At 63.7% G+C, this 16,482-nt stretch carries 14 protein-coding genes; 1 reads left to right on the top strand and 13 read right to left on the bottom strand.

Annotation, left to right across the window (positions count from 1 at the left end):
* Nucleotides 1-540: 540 nt before the first annotated feature.
* On the top strand, nt 541-1,044 hold the full coding sequence (locus ACXJKO_RS22815; RefSeq protein ID WP_457093364.1) for a methyltransferase family protein: 504 nt from the start codon (nt 541-543) through the stop codon (nt 1,042-1,044).
* Nucleotides 1,045-1,051: 7 nt separating this feature from the next.
* Here ACXJKO_RS22815 and ACXJKO_RS22810 read toward each other — a convergent pair whose 3' ends face one another.
* The 13 genes from ACXJKO_RS22810 to ACXJKO_RS22750 all read right to left on the bottom strand — a co-directional run.
* The gene (locus ACXJKO_RS22810; protein WP_457093363.1) at nt 1,052-1,399 is read right to left on the bottom strand and encodes an NAD-dependent epimerase/dehydratase family protein; all 348 of its coding nucleotides are present in this window, start codon (nt 1,397-1,399) and stop codon (nt 1,052-1,054) included.
* A 146-nt stretch (nt 1,400-1,545) separates the two neighbouring features.
* Nucleotides 1,546-3,234, bottom strand: coding sequence for an AIPR family protein (locus ACXJKO_RS22805; protein WP_457093362.1), 1,689 nt, complete (start codon nt 3,232-3,234; stop codon nt 1,546-1,548).
* A 452-nt stretch (nt 3,235-3,686) separates the two neighbouring features.
* Nucleotides 3,687-5,537, bottom strand: coding sequence for a TniQ family protein (locus tag ACXJKO_RS22800; RefSeq protein ID WP_457093361.1), 1,851 nt, complete (start codon nt 5,535-5,537; stop codon nt 3,687-3,689).
* Nucleotides 5,534-6,676 (bottom strand): ATP-binding protein, encoded by a 1,143-nt coding sequence (locus ACXJKO_RS22795; protein WP_457093360.1) that lies wholly within the window; start codon nt 6,674-6,676, stop codon nt 5,534-5,536. Before ACXJKO_RS22795 ends, ACXJKO_RS22800 begins: the two co-directional genes overlap by 4 nt.
* A 2-nt stretch (nt 6,677-6,678) precedes the next feature.
* A complete protein-coding gene (locus ACXJKO_RS22790) occupies nt 6,679-8,892 on the bottom strand; it encodes a Mu transposase C-terminal domain-containing protein (protein ID WP_457093359.1) in 2,214 nt (737 codons plus the stop codon).
* A 16-nt stretch (nt 8,893-8,908) separates the two neighbouring features.
* Nucleotides 8,909-9,676 (bottom strand): hypothetical protein, encoded by a 768-nt coding sequence (locus ACXJKO_RS22785; RefSeq protein WP_457093358.1) that lies wholly within the window; start codon nt 9,674-9,676, stop codon nt 8,909-8,911.
* A gap of 90 nt (nt 9,677-9,766) precedes the next feature.
* Nucleotides 9,767-9,970: a hypothetical protein gene (locus ACXJKO_RS22780; RefSeq protein WP_457093357.1), complete on the bottom strand. Its 204-nt coding sequence runs from the start codon at nt 9,968-9,970 to the stop codon at nt 9,767-9,769.
* Nucleotides 9,971-10,390: 420 nt separating this feature from the next.
* Complete coding sequence (locus ACXJKO_RS22775; RefSeq protein WP_457093356.1) at nt 10,391-12,376, bottom strand: AAA family ATPase; 1,986 nt, start codon at nt 12,374-12,376, stop codon at nt 10,391-10,393.
* Nucleotides 12,377-12,387: 11 nt separating this feature from the next.
* Nucleotides 12,388-12,741: a hypothetical protein gene (locus ACXJKO_RS22770; protein ID WP_457093355.1), complete on the bottom strand. Its 354-nt coding sequence runs from the start codon at nt 12,739-12,741 to the stop codon at nt 12,388-12,390.
* A gap of 72 nt (nt 12,742-12,813) precedes the next feature.
* Entirely contained in the window at nt 12,814-13,086 is a 273-nt protein-coding gene (locus ACXJKO_RS22765) for a hypothetical protein (RefSeq protein ID WP_457093354.1), read from the bottom strand.
* 1,233 nt (nt 13,087-14,319) lie between these two features.
* Nucleotides 14,320-14,643 carry a c-type cytochrome gene (locus tag ACXJKO_RS22760; RefSeq protein WP_457093353.1) on the bottom strand — a complete coding sequence of 108 codons (324 nt, stop codon included), beginning with the start codon at nt 14,641-14,643 and terminating at the stop codon, nt 14,320-14,322.
* Between the two features lie 92 nt (nt 14,644-14,735).
* A complete protein-coding gene (locus tag ACXJKO_RS22755; protein ID WP_457093352.1) occupies nt 14,736-15,431 on the bottom strand; it encodes a VIT1/CCC1 transporter family protein in 696 nt (231 codons plus the stop codon).
* A gap of 25 nt (nt 15,432-15,456) precedes the next feature.
* Nucleotides 15,457-16,482 (bottom strand): heavy metal translocating P-type ATPase (locus ACXJKO_RS22750; protein ID WP_457093351.1); only part of this gene is annotated, 1,026 nt, incomplete at its 5' end.

The following is a 16,482-nucleotide window of genomic DNA, read 5'->3' as shown; positions in this document are numbered from 1 at the left end:
ATCGAGGGGGCGCGAGGAGCGGTCCGGCTCGATGGTGGAGTGAGGGAAGAGCCAGACGGCCCCTCGCGCACGGCTTTTTTAGGCGGACAGACGCGACCGGCCCATGGACTGCCCGAGGCGGACACCGTCTGAAGTTACGGGCGGCCTTGGACCAGAACTGAGCCCAGCCTCTCGCCTGGGCCTCCCGTCGCACGAGGCTGCGTCACCTCCCGCACGGGACCGTTCCCAACCCCACAATCACGACGCCTCGCGAGCGCGCCCCTCGGTGGGCCGGGACAACCCAGCTATAGCCAAGGTTAGGACCAAAGTCAAGAACAAAGCAAGAACATATCAATAAGCCGATGCTTCTCCCGGCAACTGCCATCCTTTCATGAAGCGTCGCGCTTCCCGCGTTCTCCCGAAATCCGGCTTTGACGGATCGCCCGGGCGGCGCGGCCCATCCTCTCCACCATCGGGCGAATGACGGGACGGCCTCGGCATCCTATCTTTCTCATCCTGCCAGATTCCGCTGCGCGTCCCGGGATGCCGGGACGGCGAGGGATGTTGCGGGCAGGCAGGGGAACATTCACCGCCATGGCCGACACGGAAGACCACGCACACGTCATCATCCGGCCGCCGCTGGCCTGGGGGCTCGCAGTCCTCGCCGGACTTGCGCTCGCCTGGCTCGTGCCCTTGCCGTTCTTACCCGACGATTGGCCTGCGGGCTGGATCGGCGCGCTGGTGTTCGTCGCTTCATTGGTGCTGGTGGCCTGGGCCATCAGGACGATGACCGGGGCCGGATCGAATGTCCCGACAAACCAGCCTTCCACCACCATTGTCGAGAACGGGCCGTACCGCTTCACGCGCAATCCCATCTATCTCGGCATGTTCTTGGGCCTGGTGGCTTTGAGCATCGCGTTCAACGATCTCTGGCTGCTCGTGACGCTGGTGCCCTTCGGGCTCGTCATCCGCTACGGCGTCGTGGCGCGCGAGGAAGCCTATCTCGAACGCAAGTTCGGCGATGCCTATCGCAGCTACCGCACCCGCGTGCGGCGGTGGCTGTAGTTTTGCATTAATGGCTGGCGGGTGAATCCTCCGAGATGCCGGGCACTTTGAACCCCGCATAGACGGAAGCGCTCGTCACGAGCGCATAGCGGCCGGTCTCGGGAAGGGCATCGAGGAGCGAGGCCACTGCGTCGGGCGCGAACGCACAGGTATCGACCACGAGATCGAACGTGCGGCCCTTGAGGCTTGAGAGATCCCGGTGCCGGTCCCCGACAAGAACCTCGATCCCGTCCGGCACCGCATCCCGCCCGGTCTGCCCCCGGGTAAAGATCGCAACCTCATGCCCCCGCGCCAGCGCCTCCCGCGCAACCGCGCCGCCGAGAAAACCCGTTCCGCCTACGACGAGAACGTTCATGGGGTGCTCTCCTCAATCCGCGATTCTTCATCAACCATGCATTTGTTTTGCATGGTTGATGAAGGGCAAAGCGGTGTGCAAGGACACACTTCGTTTCGCCAGAAGGCACTATAGCCAGATGCTTTCAGAACAGGCCATAGTTCCATCTACAATCCGAGACTAAGCTGATGCGGTTGAGCAGGAGATGGCCTGCCGAAGCCGTCAATAATTCCAAGAAGTTCTTCCTTGGATGATACTAATCTAAAGAGGCGGTAGGCCGAGACACGCTGATGATTGACCACGTATTGGCTCAACACGGCGATTGCCTCTGGTATTAGGTTGATGGCTTCGTCAACAGACTCATATGAAAGCCCTTTCCTGCGCATTAACTCGCCGATGACGAATAGCAAATGCAGATGGCCCTCAATGATCCAAGTTTCGGCGAAGGAATTTCTTGAGATGGAACTCTGCCATGCAAGGGCTTGCTGTCGTATTGCTCCTACTTCCTCGTGGATTCTAGAGGCAGCGATTACTAGCTCGGCAGTAACAACATTGGGATCAAAGGCTAGACTATAAAGGTCGCCAAAGATGTCATTCGAGTTGGTTTTGCTCTTGGTAGGCTCCCCACAAACGAAAGCCAATATAAGTTGGCCGGCTCGCGATGCATCAATGACCTTCGTATCAGCTGGCCCTTTCTCACCCCTCTTTCTGCGATAGAAATAGCCGTGATTGCTTATTGATGATGCTAGGCGGGTCTGGATGTGGTCATTAGCGCGCAGGTCGCGACCGAAAATCCGGCTCTGTGTGTTGCTGGCCAAGGCAACACGCTCAATTAATTTAGGATCGCTCGTTTGGATGATCTTAACTGATAGAGAGCCTTCATTGAGAGCTACAAGAGTCTCAGCGCCAACATGATGGATCACATGAGCAGTCTGGCCGCCATTTACAATTTGCGGGTTCACTAGAGTTAAGGGATGGCAGCCATTTTCTATAGCGACAACTTGGTCGCAAACGATGGTTAGGCCGTTATTCAGGAACCAAAAATCGTCTGCTTTTCCGCCGATCAAGGTTGATCTAATTTCTCGGTTCACGTCGTTGTCGTGTCCAAGAAAGTAGCGAACATTTTGTTCGATCAGGCGCTCGTCGAAATCTCCCTTTTCGTCGCAAACGAATTCGTAGAAATCTTTTAGTGTTACTCTTGTCACTATCCCTTTGCGATCCGCATCGACCACCGAAAAGGCATCACCCTTTATGGGTAGGAGTTTCTTTCTGAATTTCGGGCGCGTGGCACGAACTGCTCCATGCGCCAACTCGTACAAGCCGTGTTCAAGTAGTTCGATTTTATGACGTGCTAAGCTTGTCACAAGTCTTGCACGTTCAGCGTCGGCTAACGGCAGCTGGTTTGAGAAGAGACGGACTTTTATAGGGTAGGGGTCATCTGCGAAGATCTCCCATATCTCTCGAACTTTCGCGGCTAACGCACCGTTGACAGATTCAAGCAGCTCTTCACGGCCGAATAATAGGTCATCTACGAAAGAGACGATCTTATCAATTTCATCTCCCGGGAAGCATCGGTGAGATCTTTTAAATTGAGCTACAACTTTGCAGCTGCAGATGTTTATCACCCGGTTTTCATGGTCAATATAGATGATATCTACGCCACGATCTTGGCCTCCATCGACAATATGGAGAGCAGCATCTTCAGCTGGGATGTGAAAAACAGTTTCGACTACGTACCTGACGAATGCGGGTCCTCGACTATTCTCGTCTGAGGATCGTTCTTTAATGCCTCGTTCAACCACACTGAAGTCGAGCAGAGTGGGTTTAGTGTTTAGGACAGCTAGCTTGGTGCTCAATGTTGGCCCCTTGGCCTTCGGCTGCGCTCTGTCTACCGCTTAGTACTCAGTCCCTGACTTGTGGCGCGGTTTGTCAGCTTAGCCTTTTCCACGATTTAACCAACGTTCTTGATGTAACGTATCGTCAACGTGACGCGTGACCTCAAGTGTTTGGCTGGGTTCAAAGTAAAAAAAGCCCCGGAAACCTTGTGGCTTCCTGTAGATGCACCCAAAGGTTGGCTCGCTGTCTCCTTTAAGTACCTGAAATTCCCTGACTTTGGTTTTCGGTTTGCCTCATTTGAGCGGAGTTTAACCCATCAGTCCGCTGCACTTTAGAACCCATCAATCCGCCTCACAGTGAGGTAGACTTTGACCGTGCACACGAGAAAAGCCCTCGACGATGTCGAGGGCTTTCAACTGCAAGTACCGGATCGGCGTTCGCGGGCCGTGTGAACGTAGACGCGCTTGTTCAGTCAGGATCCAATATCCGCAATGGACTTCCGATCATAGAAGGTTGCGCAGACATTCTTCGGGTCGAAGACGGGCCGGATGCCTGCGTCCGCGACTGCCGATATAAGTCGCCGGAAATGAACCCCTGCCTCTTTCGCGGCGACATGCAGCGTGACGTAGGTGCCCATGAAGGTATCCAGGTCATCCTGCTTCACGACCTGGCGGGGACAGCGGTTCACCGGATTGATCTCGATCATAGAGGGAAGGTGGCCATGCTCGATCAAGGCCTTCACCACGCGCGTGGTGGTGCCGAGCCGCTGCTCGACCTCGCGAAGGGAGAGGCTGCCCTCGGCCTGTCCCTGCACAAACGGCTTCACCTCATCGGGGTCGACCAGGACCGACATGTAACCGGGGACGTCCGCCCGACGCCGGACCCGCGTCAGCTTCCGGTCGAGGATCAGCCGCACGATCTCCACCGCGGAGCAGGATGCCCGCTTAGCCGCCGACGGGATCGGCACCAGCGCACCGTCATCCGAACCCGCGTCGCTTGCGTCCGCCAGCAACCGCGCCAGGAAGATGTCGAGATCGCGCCTGGCGAACGCGTGGTCCTTGAGGATGCCCTTTCCACCGCGCACGAACGGCACGATAAGCCCAGCCCCGAACAGTAGGCGATCGTGCGGGCGCGGCACATTGAGGTACTCGGCAGCCTCCCCGAGCGTCATCGCCTCCGACACCCGTTCCAGGAATTCACGCGTTGCCTGCGCGTCGAACATCACCCAGGAGTCGGACAGTTCCAGGGACTCAGACGACACGTGGCCCGCCGCGTGCAGGAGCTTCCGCAGGCGCTTGGGATGCGCGCCAATCTCGAGAGAGGCCGAGCGGACGGAGTGCAGGCGGCGGAACAGTACTCCTTGCCCGAACACCTCCTCTTCGGGACCGACTGGCAGCGTCTCCATCACGTGACGCCGGATGATGTCGCGCAGCGGCTCGTATGCGGCATCCTCGGACTCGTGTGCGAGCCATTCGTAAAGGCGGCCGAACACCAGCCGCGGCCCCCAATCGCCCTTGGCCGACCGGAAGCGGTCCTGAAGATCCGAGAGGAAGCGACGGATGCCGTGTTCCCCGGCTGACGCGATCCCGAAGCCTTCCGCTGCCACCTCCTGCCTCTCAGTATCCGAGAGGAGGTCCATTCGGAATCGGATGCCATACGTCGTGATGGCGCCAATCACCTCACAGGTCTTGGCGGCAGCATAGAACGGCAGCGCGGAGAGAAAGGGCGCGTCGTCCGCATCGCGTCCCTCACAGCGGGCCAGCAGGTAAGATTCGAACGCCGAGATTCGCCGCTGAGGAGCTGCATCGGCGATCCGCATGATGTTGGGGATGGCAGGCTGAACCAGGGCGGCAAAGTCGTGCACGCGCTGGGGGTGGTCGTCCACGGAGATAGCCACAAGGCCAACCCGATGCTTGGCACATGTACGGATCGGGCCGACGAGCCACACGGTCCGACCATAGGGGCGCACAGCCATGGGTTCGCTGCACTCATCGAGATCCGTTCGGATGCAGTGCGGGCAAACCCGCAGCGTCTTCCGGCTGAGGGCGTCGCGCACGAGCGCTTGGCCCCGGAGGGAGAAGCGGTGTTCCCCGACCTTCCGGACGGAACCCGCGCCCAGACGTTTGGTGTCCGTCCGCGTGCGGAGGGCGAGGGCGTCCAGGGCAGGGTCGCGGCCGTCCACGATGTCCTGGAATGCGAAGCCCATGTCGCGGCAGAAGTCGCGGGCCGAGCGACCGACGAGAAGGGCCGTGCGCGAGCAGAAGCTCGCCGCCCATTCGTCCTTGCGCAGGTCGACGGTCAGGGAGGGGTGGAGCGGGATCATTGACTCCTCCTGTCGCGAGGGCGGCGTGGCGTCTCTTCGGGAGGCGGTGGCAGTCCCTCACGACGCACGGCCTTGCGGGGATCGATGAGCCACCACTCCCGGACCGTGAAGACGTTCCCGTCCGGCGTACATCCGGTCCTTGAGGTGTAAGCGTCCGCGAAGTGAGCGGCCTCGACGGCGGAAGGCTGTTCGGCGTCGAGCGCCTGCTCGATGGCGTCCTGAATGAATTCGATCGCAATCCCGAACTGATTGAGCGCCGCGTGGAGGAGGCGAGCGATGAAATCGTCCGTGGCGAGTCCCTCGACGGACAGCTTCGTCTTTTCACCGCAGTAGAACGCGATCATGCGCCGGACGAGTTCCGCGTCCCGTCCGATGGTCAAGTCCTCGAGATTGACGTACCTCGACCGTCGCCAGACCTGCACCGCCTCCCGATCCGCGCCGTGCGTCTCTTCCGGCCCTGGGTCCGGCGAGACCAGAACGGCGATCTCGCGTGTCCCGGACAGGATCAGCCACATGGGCCACTCCTTGTCCTGCATGAGGTTCTTCAGGGTGTCGCGGACCTTCCCGATCTCGACCGGATTCCGTGAGCGGACGAGGTGCTGGAGCTCGTCGATATGCAGGAACCGGACGCCGCGCAGGCGCAGGTGATGCCGTACCAGCTTCCAGACAACACTCTCCCTGATTTGTCTCGCTGCCTCGTACCCGAGTGCCTTGAGGACCTCGTGTCCGAGGAGCGCGAGCGTGCACGGGGATGGCGCCGTGACGGAGACCAGGACACAGTCGGCATCCCTCTCCCCGTATCCGGCGAACTCCTCGCGCTTGTGAAAATGACGCTCCAATGTACGCGTCTTCCCGGCTCCGGATTCCCCCATCACCGAGAGCGCACACCCCTCACGGAGGCGGCCGACGCGGCGGGAGGCACCTCCTGCCCCCGCGTCCTCCGCGCGGATAAAGGCGTCGATGAGGTAGTCGAGTCCCTTCTTGATGGCTTCGTCGCGAGACTTCGTTCCGAAATATGCGGACAGGACATCCACCATAATCCTGCTGCGACGAGAGCGCTTCTCCGACCGGAGCCTGCGCATCCGCGCGACMGCATCCTCGCGAACGGCCTGGTTCGTGTCAGTGACTGTCGGTTCCATGCTCAGTCCTCCGTGAAGAAGTCGTCGTCTGCGCCGTTGGCCGGCGGTGGCACGTCGCCCTCGATGTCGCCGTCCATCCGGCCCGCGTTGTCGTCATCGGCGGGCTGGGTCGGCACCATCCCGGACGGCCCGTCGCCGTCAGGTCCCACGATCCCGAGGACCGGCGGACCGTCCTCCGGCCCGCGTGCGAGGCTGAACGAGCGGAACAGGTCGCGCTCCAGGCGATCGACCTCGGCGGATGTCAGGATCGGGGACGCGATGCCGGCCCGTCGGGTGGCCTCATCCGAGAATTCATGGATGTCGCGGATGGCTTGGTAGACGACCGCTTCGGACAGCTTCGCGTTGCGGGCGTGCCCGCGCCGCAGCGCCGTTCGTGCCGCCCGCCACTTTGCGACGGACACGTGGTCGAAGCCGGAGCGTTCGCAGCGGACCGTGAGCCAGCCCTGCTTGGTCCGGACCGAGACATGGCCCAAATCGGCCTCGTCAATGCGCACGAGGACGGGTTTTTGGCCGAAATCGCGGCGGGCCTTCATGAGAGGCTCGGACCGATACTGGAGGCCGAGCACCCGCACGCCGGCGCCCGTGATCCGGCGTTCCACCGTGACGCCGAAGATGTGGCGGTTTAGGTCTGGATCCGGCGGCGGGAGCACGGGATGGAGGCGTGTCAGACGCAGCCAGCAATTGCGTGGGGTCTCGCCACCGAGGCCGGCGTGCGGGGTGTTGTGGTAGACGTCCACGATCCAACGGACGATCATCCGGCCAAGCTCGGCAACATCGAGCACGGCATTGGCATCCGAGTCGTAGTCACCTTTCTCTACGATGTCCTTGAACGTGCGGCCGTGGAAATGCGCGATGAGTCCTTCGTGCAGGGTGCGGTTGAACCGCTCCCCACGTCCGCGCATCTGCGGCATCCCGGCCTGGGCGAAAAGAGCCTCGGACCCGAGGTCGGTCACCGCCGACCTGAACTCGTGACTGACGTAGGAGGAACCGGAATCCGTGCTGACCGTCTCGGACGTGCCGAACATGTCCCAGGGAGTCAGAGCAGTCGTGTCGAGCAGGGCGGACTTGTCGTTGACCGCCATCCGGAGCGTCGCCACCGCACTGGAGGCCGACGGGTTTTCCACGAGCATCGCCGCTAGGCAGCAGCGCGTGCAGGCATCAAGGGCCCACGAGAGCCAGAAGCGCCGCCGCTCCACCTCATCCTTCAGCTTCGGCGGGAGGAGACTCCATACCTGTGCATCCTCGAGCAGGGTCTTGAGCTGGATGTTCCACTCGTCCATCTCGAGGCGCTCGAGCGGGCGCCTCACATCGAGTCCGCCCTGGCTGATGTGGTATTTCTTGCGAGCGGCGTCGATGCCCTCCTGCCCCGCGGCGACCCAGAACTCGTCCAGGCCGTTGACCACACGCAGGAAGGCTTGGTAGCTCGGCTCGTGCAGGGGACGCAGTCCTTGCGCCTCGCGCTCACCGTTCTGCCTCTTGATCTCCGCGATGAGCCTGCGGTGGAGCGATTTCGCGGACGGCTTGAGGCGGCTCGCGGTCATCTCCGCGTACGTCCGCATGAGAGCGCGCTCCTCGGCCCCTAGTCGCGGCGTGGTGTTGCCGCTGTTGCCGTATCCGTCAGCGAGGGACATTGGATCAAAGGCGCAGGCTTCATACTTGCGCAGCCAATCCCTGAGTGCGGCGGGGCTGGGCGGACGCTTAATCCGGATGTCCTTGCCTCCGCAGCGTCCCCCACCAATTGCGTTCCCGACGACGTCGGCCATGTACGCCTTGATGAATGCCCTCATCGGCTCTTCCGACAGACTGACCTCGCCGGCGGCCTTCGCACGCAGGATGGCATCGCAGATGTCCTTGCGGAAGAACAGCTTCTCCCGCTTCTCGGGGCTGAGCTCGGAGATGAAACGTGCGGAAGACGCCATGCGGGCGGTCGCCGCAGCAACGCCGAAGAAGCCGCGACTGATGCTCAGTCGGCCTTCCTGCCGCAGCCGTTCGAACTCCTCGTGGGTGACCGCCTGGCAGAGGTCGGGATGGTTCACGGGCCGGAGGACGTGGCCGTTATCGTCGCTCGAGTGCGGTACGTAGTCGACGACGCGGTCGGCATCGTGAAGGATCGTCACCTTGTCCCGGCGGCTGAGGCTCCAGCGCGGCGTGGCAGGCACCGGCTGCGGCAGTTCGGGGTGGCGCTTTTCGGGTTCGCGCTTCTCAGGTGTCATCATGGGAGGTCTCCTTTTCTCAGTGTGAGCGGGTGGCGGTGGGGGCGGGTCGCACGAAGCTGTCGTGGGAGATGCGGCCGGGGCCGACGTGCTCGAGTACGCCGTCACCGATGAGGCAGACCACGGCCATGAGGCCGTAGCCGCCGTTCCTGGTGGCGGCGAGCAGGGCGTCGATGCGGATCGAGCCGATTAGGGCCGACGCCACGGCGAGGACCTCACGGACGTGGTCCTCGTTGCGCATCCGGCGGGCCTTGTGGATCAGGCGCGCATCGGCGGCGCGGTCGCGGGTGATGTGCTCGCCCGTGCGAAGCACGAAGCAGTCGGCGAAGCCGCCTTTTGACTGCGAGCGGATCAGGTCGAGCGTGTCCTCGATGCCGCTGGACCCGACCTTGATCGCGGGCTTCACGTCGATCGAGATGCGGGTGCGGTCCCGAAGCTCTACGCGGAAGTCGGGGATGTGCGTCCTGACCACGCCGTCGCGGTCGACGTACTCGACTTCCCGAGGCTGCTCCTGCATCGTCTCGACGTCGCGGTGCGCCAGCAGGATGTATGCCAAGTCGCGCTCGAGGGTGCTCTCGTAGACGACCTCGCGGTGGGTCCGTGGGTTGACGAACGTACCGCGTGTCGAGCTCCGCGATTTCAGGGGCGGCCTGCGGCAGGCAAGGGACGCGGACGGCGGCACCCACGCTCTTTCGTAACGGTCATCGAACATGGGCCCACTGTCCGCTGCGCCGGCGGGCGCAGGTTCCGCCTTCGATGATGTCTCTCTTCCATTGGGTGTGCTCATGACGTGTTTCTCCGTTCCCGCAGGCGATGCTGCGCGGCTTGGCGTGATGGTGTAGGGTTCGGTGTTCGGTGACGTGCCGGCGCTACGGCTTCAGGATGCCGTGTCGCCGGCACGCTTGGTCGTCACGGGCGGGTCGCGGGCCTTCACCGTCCGGAAGTCGATGAGCAGGACGAAGGCCGCATCGCGCTCGAGGGGACTCTCGAAGTGGATGCCCGGCGGGGTCCCGAGCCTACCTCGCATTCGTGTACCCGGCTTTGCCTGTGAAAGGTTGCCGGTCCGTTTCGATGTGTTCATGACGTGCTCCCCCGCTCCCGCTGCGGTCGCGGCAGGTTGCGTGACAAGGACTCGTTTGATCGGATGCCGCCTTCGGCGGCGCGGGGCGCTACAGCACTATCGGAGCCTTGTCAGGCGGGCGGCATCGGGCGCCTGGGTGCGGTGTTGAATCCTCAGTCGGACAGCGGCACCTTGCATGGGCGTTGCGGAGTGACGTGTCTCGGATGATCGTAGACATGATAAGGGTCTCCTGCTCCCGCGAGCGTTCGCTCGCGGACTCAATCCCTTGAAACAAGGGCCGCTGGTCAGTCTTCGAAGGTTTCGGCCGGTCGATGCCGAGCCAAGTGCATCTCAGCAGAATGAAAGTGATTTGCCCGGGGCTCAAAACGTGAATCCTTAGCGGCGGGCAAAGATTTTTGAGTCCTTTCCGCGTGATATCCTTCATGGGTATCGGTCCTTCACATCGCCCGGGTGCAGGGAACCCGCCGTCATGACGGTCCCGAGAATCCCGTCGAAGGATACGCGCCCGCGCCGAGCGAGCATGTCCGCGACCCCGTCGAGAGCATCCCGATGCTCGCGCAGCAGCGCCCGGGCGCGTTGCAGGCATTCCGTCAGCACCCGGTTCACCGCGCGAAGCAGCGCCCGGTCCGCGCGAACCCGCGCGTGCAACTCCTCCTCGTCCCGGGAGGCGAGATAGGCGAGGTCCGCGCCAAACCCGAGCGATACCTCCATGGCGGCCCCCAGCGCCGTCGCCCGCTGGAGGTCGGCGCCGTGCGATCCGCCGCCGCCATCTGACCGGGCACCGAACACGACCTCCTCGGCCGCGATCCCGGCCAGGAGGCCCGTGATCTCGGCCAGGTAGGCCGCCCTCGTGCGCAGCAAGTCGCTCGCATGCCGCATGCTCGTCACGCCCACGTTGGATTCGGCCGACGCCTCGCGGAAGACCCGAGCCTCGACCGGGATCTTTCCGGCCTCCCCGAACAGAAGGCAACCGATCACTGCGTGGCCCGCCTCGTGTACACAGACGCGGCGGAAGTCCGCGTCGGAAAGGCGCCGCCGCGGCGGAAGGGCGGTTGTGAGGTCTGACATTCGCATCTGCCGCCGCTCCCGTCGCGCGATGCGCCGGGCGTCGCGCACCACCTGTTCGATCACCGCGCCCGACGCGCCCTCCAGGCGCTCCGCAGCGTCGGTCAGGTCGGCGCCGGGGAGGGCGCTGCCGAGATGGTGCCGCAGGATGCCCTTGCGCGCCTCCAGGTCGGGCAGGGGAATGACCACGTGCCTGTCGAGACGGCCCGGACGCCGGATGGCGGGATCGATCTTGTCGGGCAGGTTCGTGGCGCCGACGACCACCACGCCCTCGCGCCCCTCCGCGCCGTCGAGGCACTCGAGGAAGCCGTTGATCACCTCACGGCTGTACTGCTCGTTGTGCCCGCCGAGCCGCTCCCGGTCGCCGAACGAGTCGAGTTCGTCGACGAACAGGATGCAGGGCGCATCCGCCTTCGCCTCCTCGAAGGCACGGCGCATCGCCTTGAGCAGGTCGTCGAGGTGGCCCTTGGCCTGCCAGCGCGCGAGCGAGTGCAGGTGGACCGGGACCATGCACGTGCTCGCCAACGCCCGCGCGAAGGTGGTCTTGCCCGTCCCGGGCGGTCCGCTGACGAGGATGCCCTTGTCCATGTCGCGCCACGCGATCCTTCCGGCCCCATAGTCCGCGAGGTCCAGCGCCAACGACCGTCCCCACTCGGCGGCCTCGCCGAGCCCGTGCAGGTCGTCGAGTGTCGGGGCATCCCTGACGTCGTGCACGGACGGAGACGTGGGCCCGCCTGGCCGGGCCGCCATGAGCAGGCGGACCGCCTGCCGAAGGCTGCGGCCGGGCCTGACGATGGCGCCGACCGTGGCCAGCGGGACGCCGCCTGCCGCCTTCACGAGGTCGGTGGGCGGCGGATGTCCGAGGACGGCCTCCATCGCGCCCATGAGTGCACGGGGGTGAATCGGGACGGGCGTGAGAATTGCGTCGGCAGTGGCGCGGAAGAGCGGCGGGAAGTCGGCTTGGGTCGGGGCGAGGGCGAGAAGCCGCGAGCGCGACGACAGCCTCTCCCGCAGGTAGGCGACGTCAGCCTTCGACCGCTTCCTCCTCCCGCCCTCGAACGYGATCACCTCGTACTCGGGATCGAGCATCGCGAGGCGGGGATCGAAGCCGTCCCGGGCCGTCCCGCGCAGGAGGRCTTTCGCGGCCGTGGCGAACACGTCCCGGTCATCGTCGTCGGCAACCGCGATGCCGACGATGCACGGCTGTCCGCGCAGCACGTGATGCAGGCCGGCTTGCCGCAGGGTGCGGACGAGGAGGCCGCGTGCCACCGTCTTGCCGACATCGACCGGACGGGACGCGGTCTCCTTGCGTCTGTCGGGAAGGATCCGTGACTGGGTCATCGGTGCTCTCCTCACGTACGGGGGCAGTCGGCCGGGAGCGCGAACGAGCGATCCTTCCTGCCGAGGGCGTAGAAGCGGGTGATCGTGCGCGCGTATCCCAGGGTCGGTGGGAGCACCCACAGGCCCGTGGTGACGCCCTGCCTGCCGTCGGCGATGGTCGGGTGGTTGAACATGATCCCGGTCAGGCAAGGATCGGGGCGCGTGATCCCCTGCCACTCGTGGATCGTCGGGTACGAGGCCAGGCGGGCCTTGTCGGGATGCCGTCCCCGTCGGATGTCGTCGAGATCCTGCACGAGATGGCACAGGCGAAGGATCTCGGATTCCAGTTCGGGTGCCGGGCCATCGTTCTTGATGATGAAGGTCATAGGTGTGCTCCGTCGCATGCGGCCCGCGCGAGCGACGGCCGACGACTTGCAGTGTTGGTGGATGCGGTCGGTTCAGTCGTGGAAGCGGGAGACGCGGGTCTCCGGGCCGATGCGGGCCTTGTCGAGATCGATCTCCACGAAGCGGCGCAAGGCCATGGCGGCGATCACGCCGACTGGGTTTTGGCTTCCGCGAACGACATGGATGCAGGCTGAGAGTGGTAAGCTGCGGTACTCGTCGAGACACGTGAGTAAGAGCAGGCGTTCACGCAACGGGATTGGGTGGGACGCGTAAGCCAACAGCTCACGGGCATTCTCAAAGCGGCAGCGAAGGGTTCGGTCAAACACGTGCCGTTCGTACCGAAATCCCTCTCTGTCGGCCGCTTCGTGACACCAGCCCAGGGTGGGATGCACGGACGCTAAGGATGCATCCACCAACACCATGCCGTCCGCACGCCTCACGAGAAAGTCTGGGACATGATCAATGCCGCGGTGGGCTAGCACCAGAGGAAGGCAACACCAGCTCTGTACTGTACGATCAACATCGAGCAGACATGCGAGATCGTGTGCCGCTTGCGTACGGAAGCGGGGCGGTCCGACGCAATATAGAAAATTTTCGACGGCAGAGTACTGTGGGCTGCTCTCAGTATGGAGTTTGGCCAAAGGAATACTATTGCCGCCGCTGTCAGCGGCAGTGGATGGAATACTCATCGGTGTGTCTCGGGTTGTCCCGCGGTCGGCGCCGCAGGGGCAGGTCTGGATCAGGAGCCGATTTGCTCCCGGTTCGGCATCGCTGAAGTGGCAAGTTGCACAGTCATCGGATTAGAGAAGTGGAATTAACCGCCATATCAATGATGGGAAGAGCTTGTTTATAGCTGCTCCTGGAGTCAAACCTGCCCGAAAGGATGATCTTCAAATCGAATGTGAACAGATTCGGAGAACATCTTTGCGTCTACGCCTCAGATGCCTTCGCAGTAATTGTTGACAATTACTGCGACGGCATCAAGGAATGTGCGTCATTATTTCGACGGATGGCGCATCAGCAGGATCGAATTCTATCGATTGTTCGCGGTTTAGGATTTGTGGTCGCCGCCTGGGTGAGCTGAATTTGACGATGCAAGGTGCGGACACGGACTTTGATCCGAGCAGTGGGCATGCAGGAAGCGGGCGGCGTGGCTCCGGGGATAAACCCGGGGAAAAATCTCGCCACGTGCTGCGAATTGAGTCCGAAGGGGTAGCCCTCATACTTTCGGGATCAGCTCATTCACGTGATAGACCGGTTGTAGGCACGATGCGGCACGGGCAAGATACCCGGTACTCGGGAGGCATGACATGGCAGGGAAGCTTGAAAGGCCGGAGAAGCCAGAGTCCGCTCCGATTGGGAATGACCAATCGTYCGGGGAAGCCCTCGAGGAGATGGGTTTCCTTCCGGTGCCTGGAGCCAAGCGGCGCCTCATCCGACAAGAACGCCCGAGCAAGCCGCTCACCCGCTGGAATAAGTCCAGGGAGAGGGGCTGTGAAGGCACCTAGCCCGAACGGGGCATACACGGGCACGGTATCCGCCAAGCACCAGCGGCTTCGTCAAGGACGCTTCCCCAGGCTCGTGATGTAGGCGGTGATATCCCGGAGTTCACGGTCCCCGAGCATGATGTTGGGCATCGTCTCATGCGACGTCCGCAGGGCGACGGTCAGGGCGGTCGTCGTCATGCCCGGCACCCGCGCGATCCGGTCGAAGGGCGGCGCCTGCGGGCGAGGGGAGTGGTCCTGTCCGGCCTCGACCGCATGGCAGGAGGCGCATACCTCCTGGGCGATCCGGCGGCCGGTTCTTGGATCGGACTCCTGGGCGTGCAGGCCTCCCGTTCCGACGACCAGAAACAGCATAAGGATGCTCCCGGCACGGTTCATGGCTACTCCTCCGTGTTCCCTTTCTCTCATAGGATATAGGCGAAGTCCTGGATGGGACGACGGCATCGGGTTCCGGTGCCGTAGTGCCGGTGCTAGACGGCATGCCCGACGAGCGAGCCGATGATGGCGCTTCCAGCCATCGCGAACGCGCCCCAGAACGTAACGCGCACGGTCGGTCTGAGAACGGACGCGCCGCCCGTTCGGGCACCGAGGGCACCCAGGATGGCAAGGCCAACGAGGGAGCCTCCCGAGACGGCCGATGCCGTCCAGCCCGTCGGTGCGGCGATGGCGATCAGAAGGGGCAGGGCCGCACCGAGCGCAAAGGTCGCGGCCGAGGTCAGTGCGGCCTGGATCGGGCGGGCGACCACATGTTCCGAAAGCCCGAGCTCATCGCGGGCGTGGGCGGCGAACGCATCCTTGGCCATCATCTGAGACGCCACTTGCCGCGCGAGTGCCGACTCGACCCCGCGATCCACGTAGATCCGCGTGAGTTCGTCCAGTTCGGCCTCGGGCTGCTCCGCAAGCTCCCGCCGCTCCCGTGTGAGATCGGCATTCTCCGTGTCGGCCTGGGAGCTCACCGAGACGTACTCGCCGGCGGCCATCGACATCGCGCCGGCCACGAGCCCGGCGATGCCCGCCACGAGCACTTCGCTGGCCGAGGTCGAGGCGGCGGCGACGCCGACCATGAGGCTTGCGGTCGAGATGATGCCGTCGTTCGCGCCGAGAACGGCCGCGCGCAGCCAGCCGACCCGCTGGATCAGGTGGGTCTCGCGATGGAGCGGATGCATGCGTGCCTCCTTGGGAGGGTCCAAGTCACTTGCGGCCTGGCGTGGCTGATTTTCCTCCGATCGGCAAGAGCCGGGCCGAGTTGAGGATGAAGGCGAGCTCCGAGCCCACATGGATGAAGGCCGCCAGGAGCGGGTTCAGGAAGCCGAAGGCGGCGAGCAGGATGCCAAGCACGTCCACGCCGATGGTGCCGGCGAAGTTCTGCCAGATGATCGCGCGGGTGCGACGCGCGATGCGTAGGGTCTCGACGAGCTTGCCGAGATCGTTGCCGATCAGCACGACGTCCGCGCTCTCCTTCGCGATGTCGGTGCCGGAACCCATGGCGATGCCGAGATTGGCGGCCGTAAGGGCAGGGGCATCGTTGACGCCGTCGCCCACCATGGCGACCGAGTGGCCACCTGCGACGAGCTCGCGGACTTTCGTCAGCTTGTCCTCGGGCAGCATGTCGGAGATGACCTCGTCGATGCCGAGTTCCTTCGCCACGCTCCGACCGACCGCCGCCGTATCGCCCGTCAGGAGCAGCGTTCGCACCTTGAGGCCGTGCAGCGCATCGATGGCCTTGCGCGCCTCGGGGCGGATCGTGTCAGCCACGATGATCTCGCCGAGATAGCGCCCGTCTGCGGCCACGACGATGTCGGAGCCGATCGCACCATCCATGCGGGCAGGTGCTTCGATCCCCGCCTCCGCGAGGAGCTTCCGGTTGCCGACCAGGACGGTGCGACCTTCGACGCTGGCCGTGATGCCGCGCCCCATAGTGTAACGGAAGCTTTCGGGTTCGGGGACCGCGACGGCTTGCTTGGAGGCCTCGGCAACGACGGCGCGGGACAGCGGATGCTCGGAATGCAGCTCGGCCGCGGCAGCCAGGCGCAGCAGCTCCCGCGGATCGACTCCAGGAGCGGGGCTGATGAGCTGAACGGCCGGCTCGCCGACGGTCAGCGTCCCGGTCTTGTCGAGCACAACCGTATCGATGCGCCCGAGTGTCTCGAGGTGAACGCCGCCCTTGATGATGGAGCCGAGGCGGGCCGCGCGGCCGCGAGGCGGGCCGCGCGGCCG

The organism is Microvirga sp. P5_D2, from assembly GCF_054049475.1.
The sequence above is the reverse complement of the archived record's forward strand: the minus strand, read 5'-3'. Positions and strand labels throughout refer to the sequence as shown.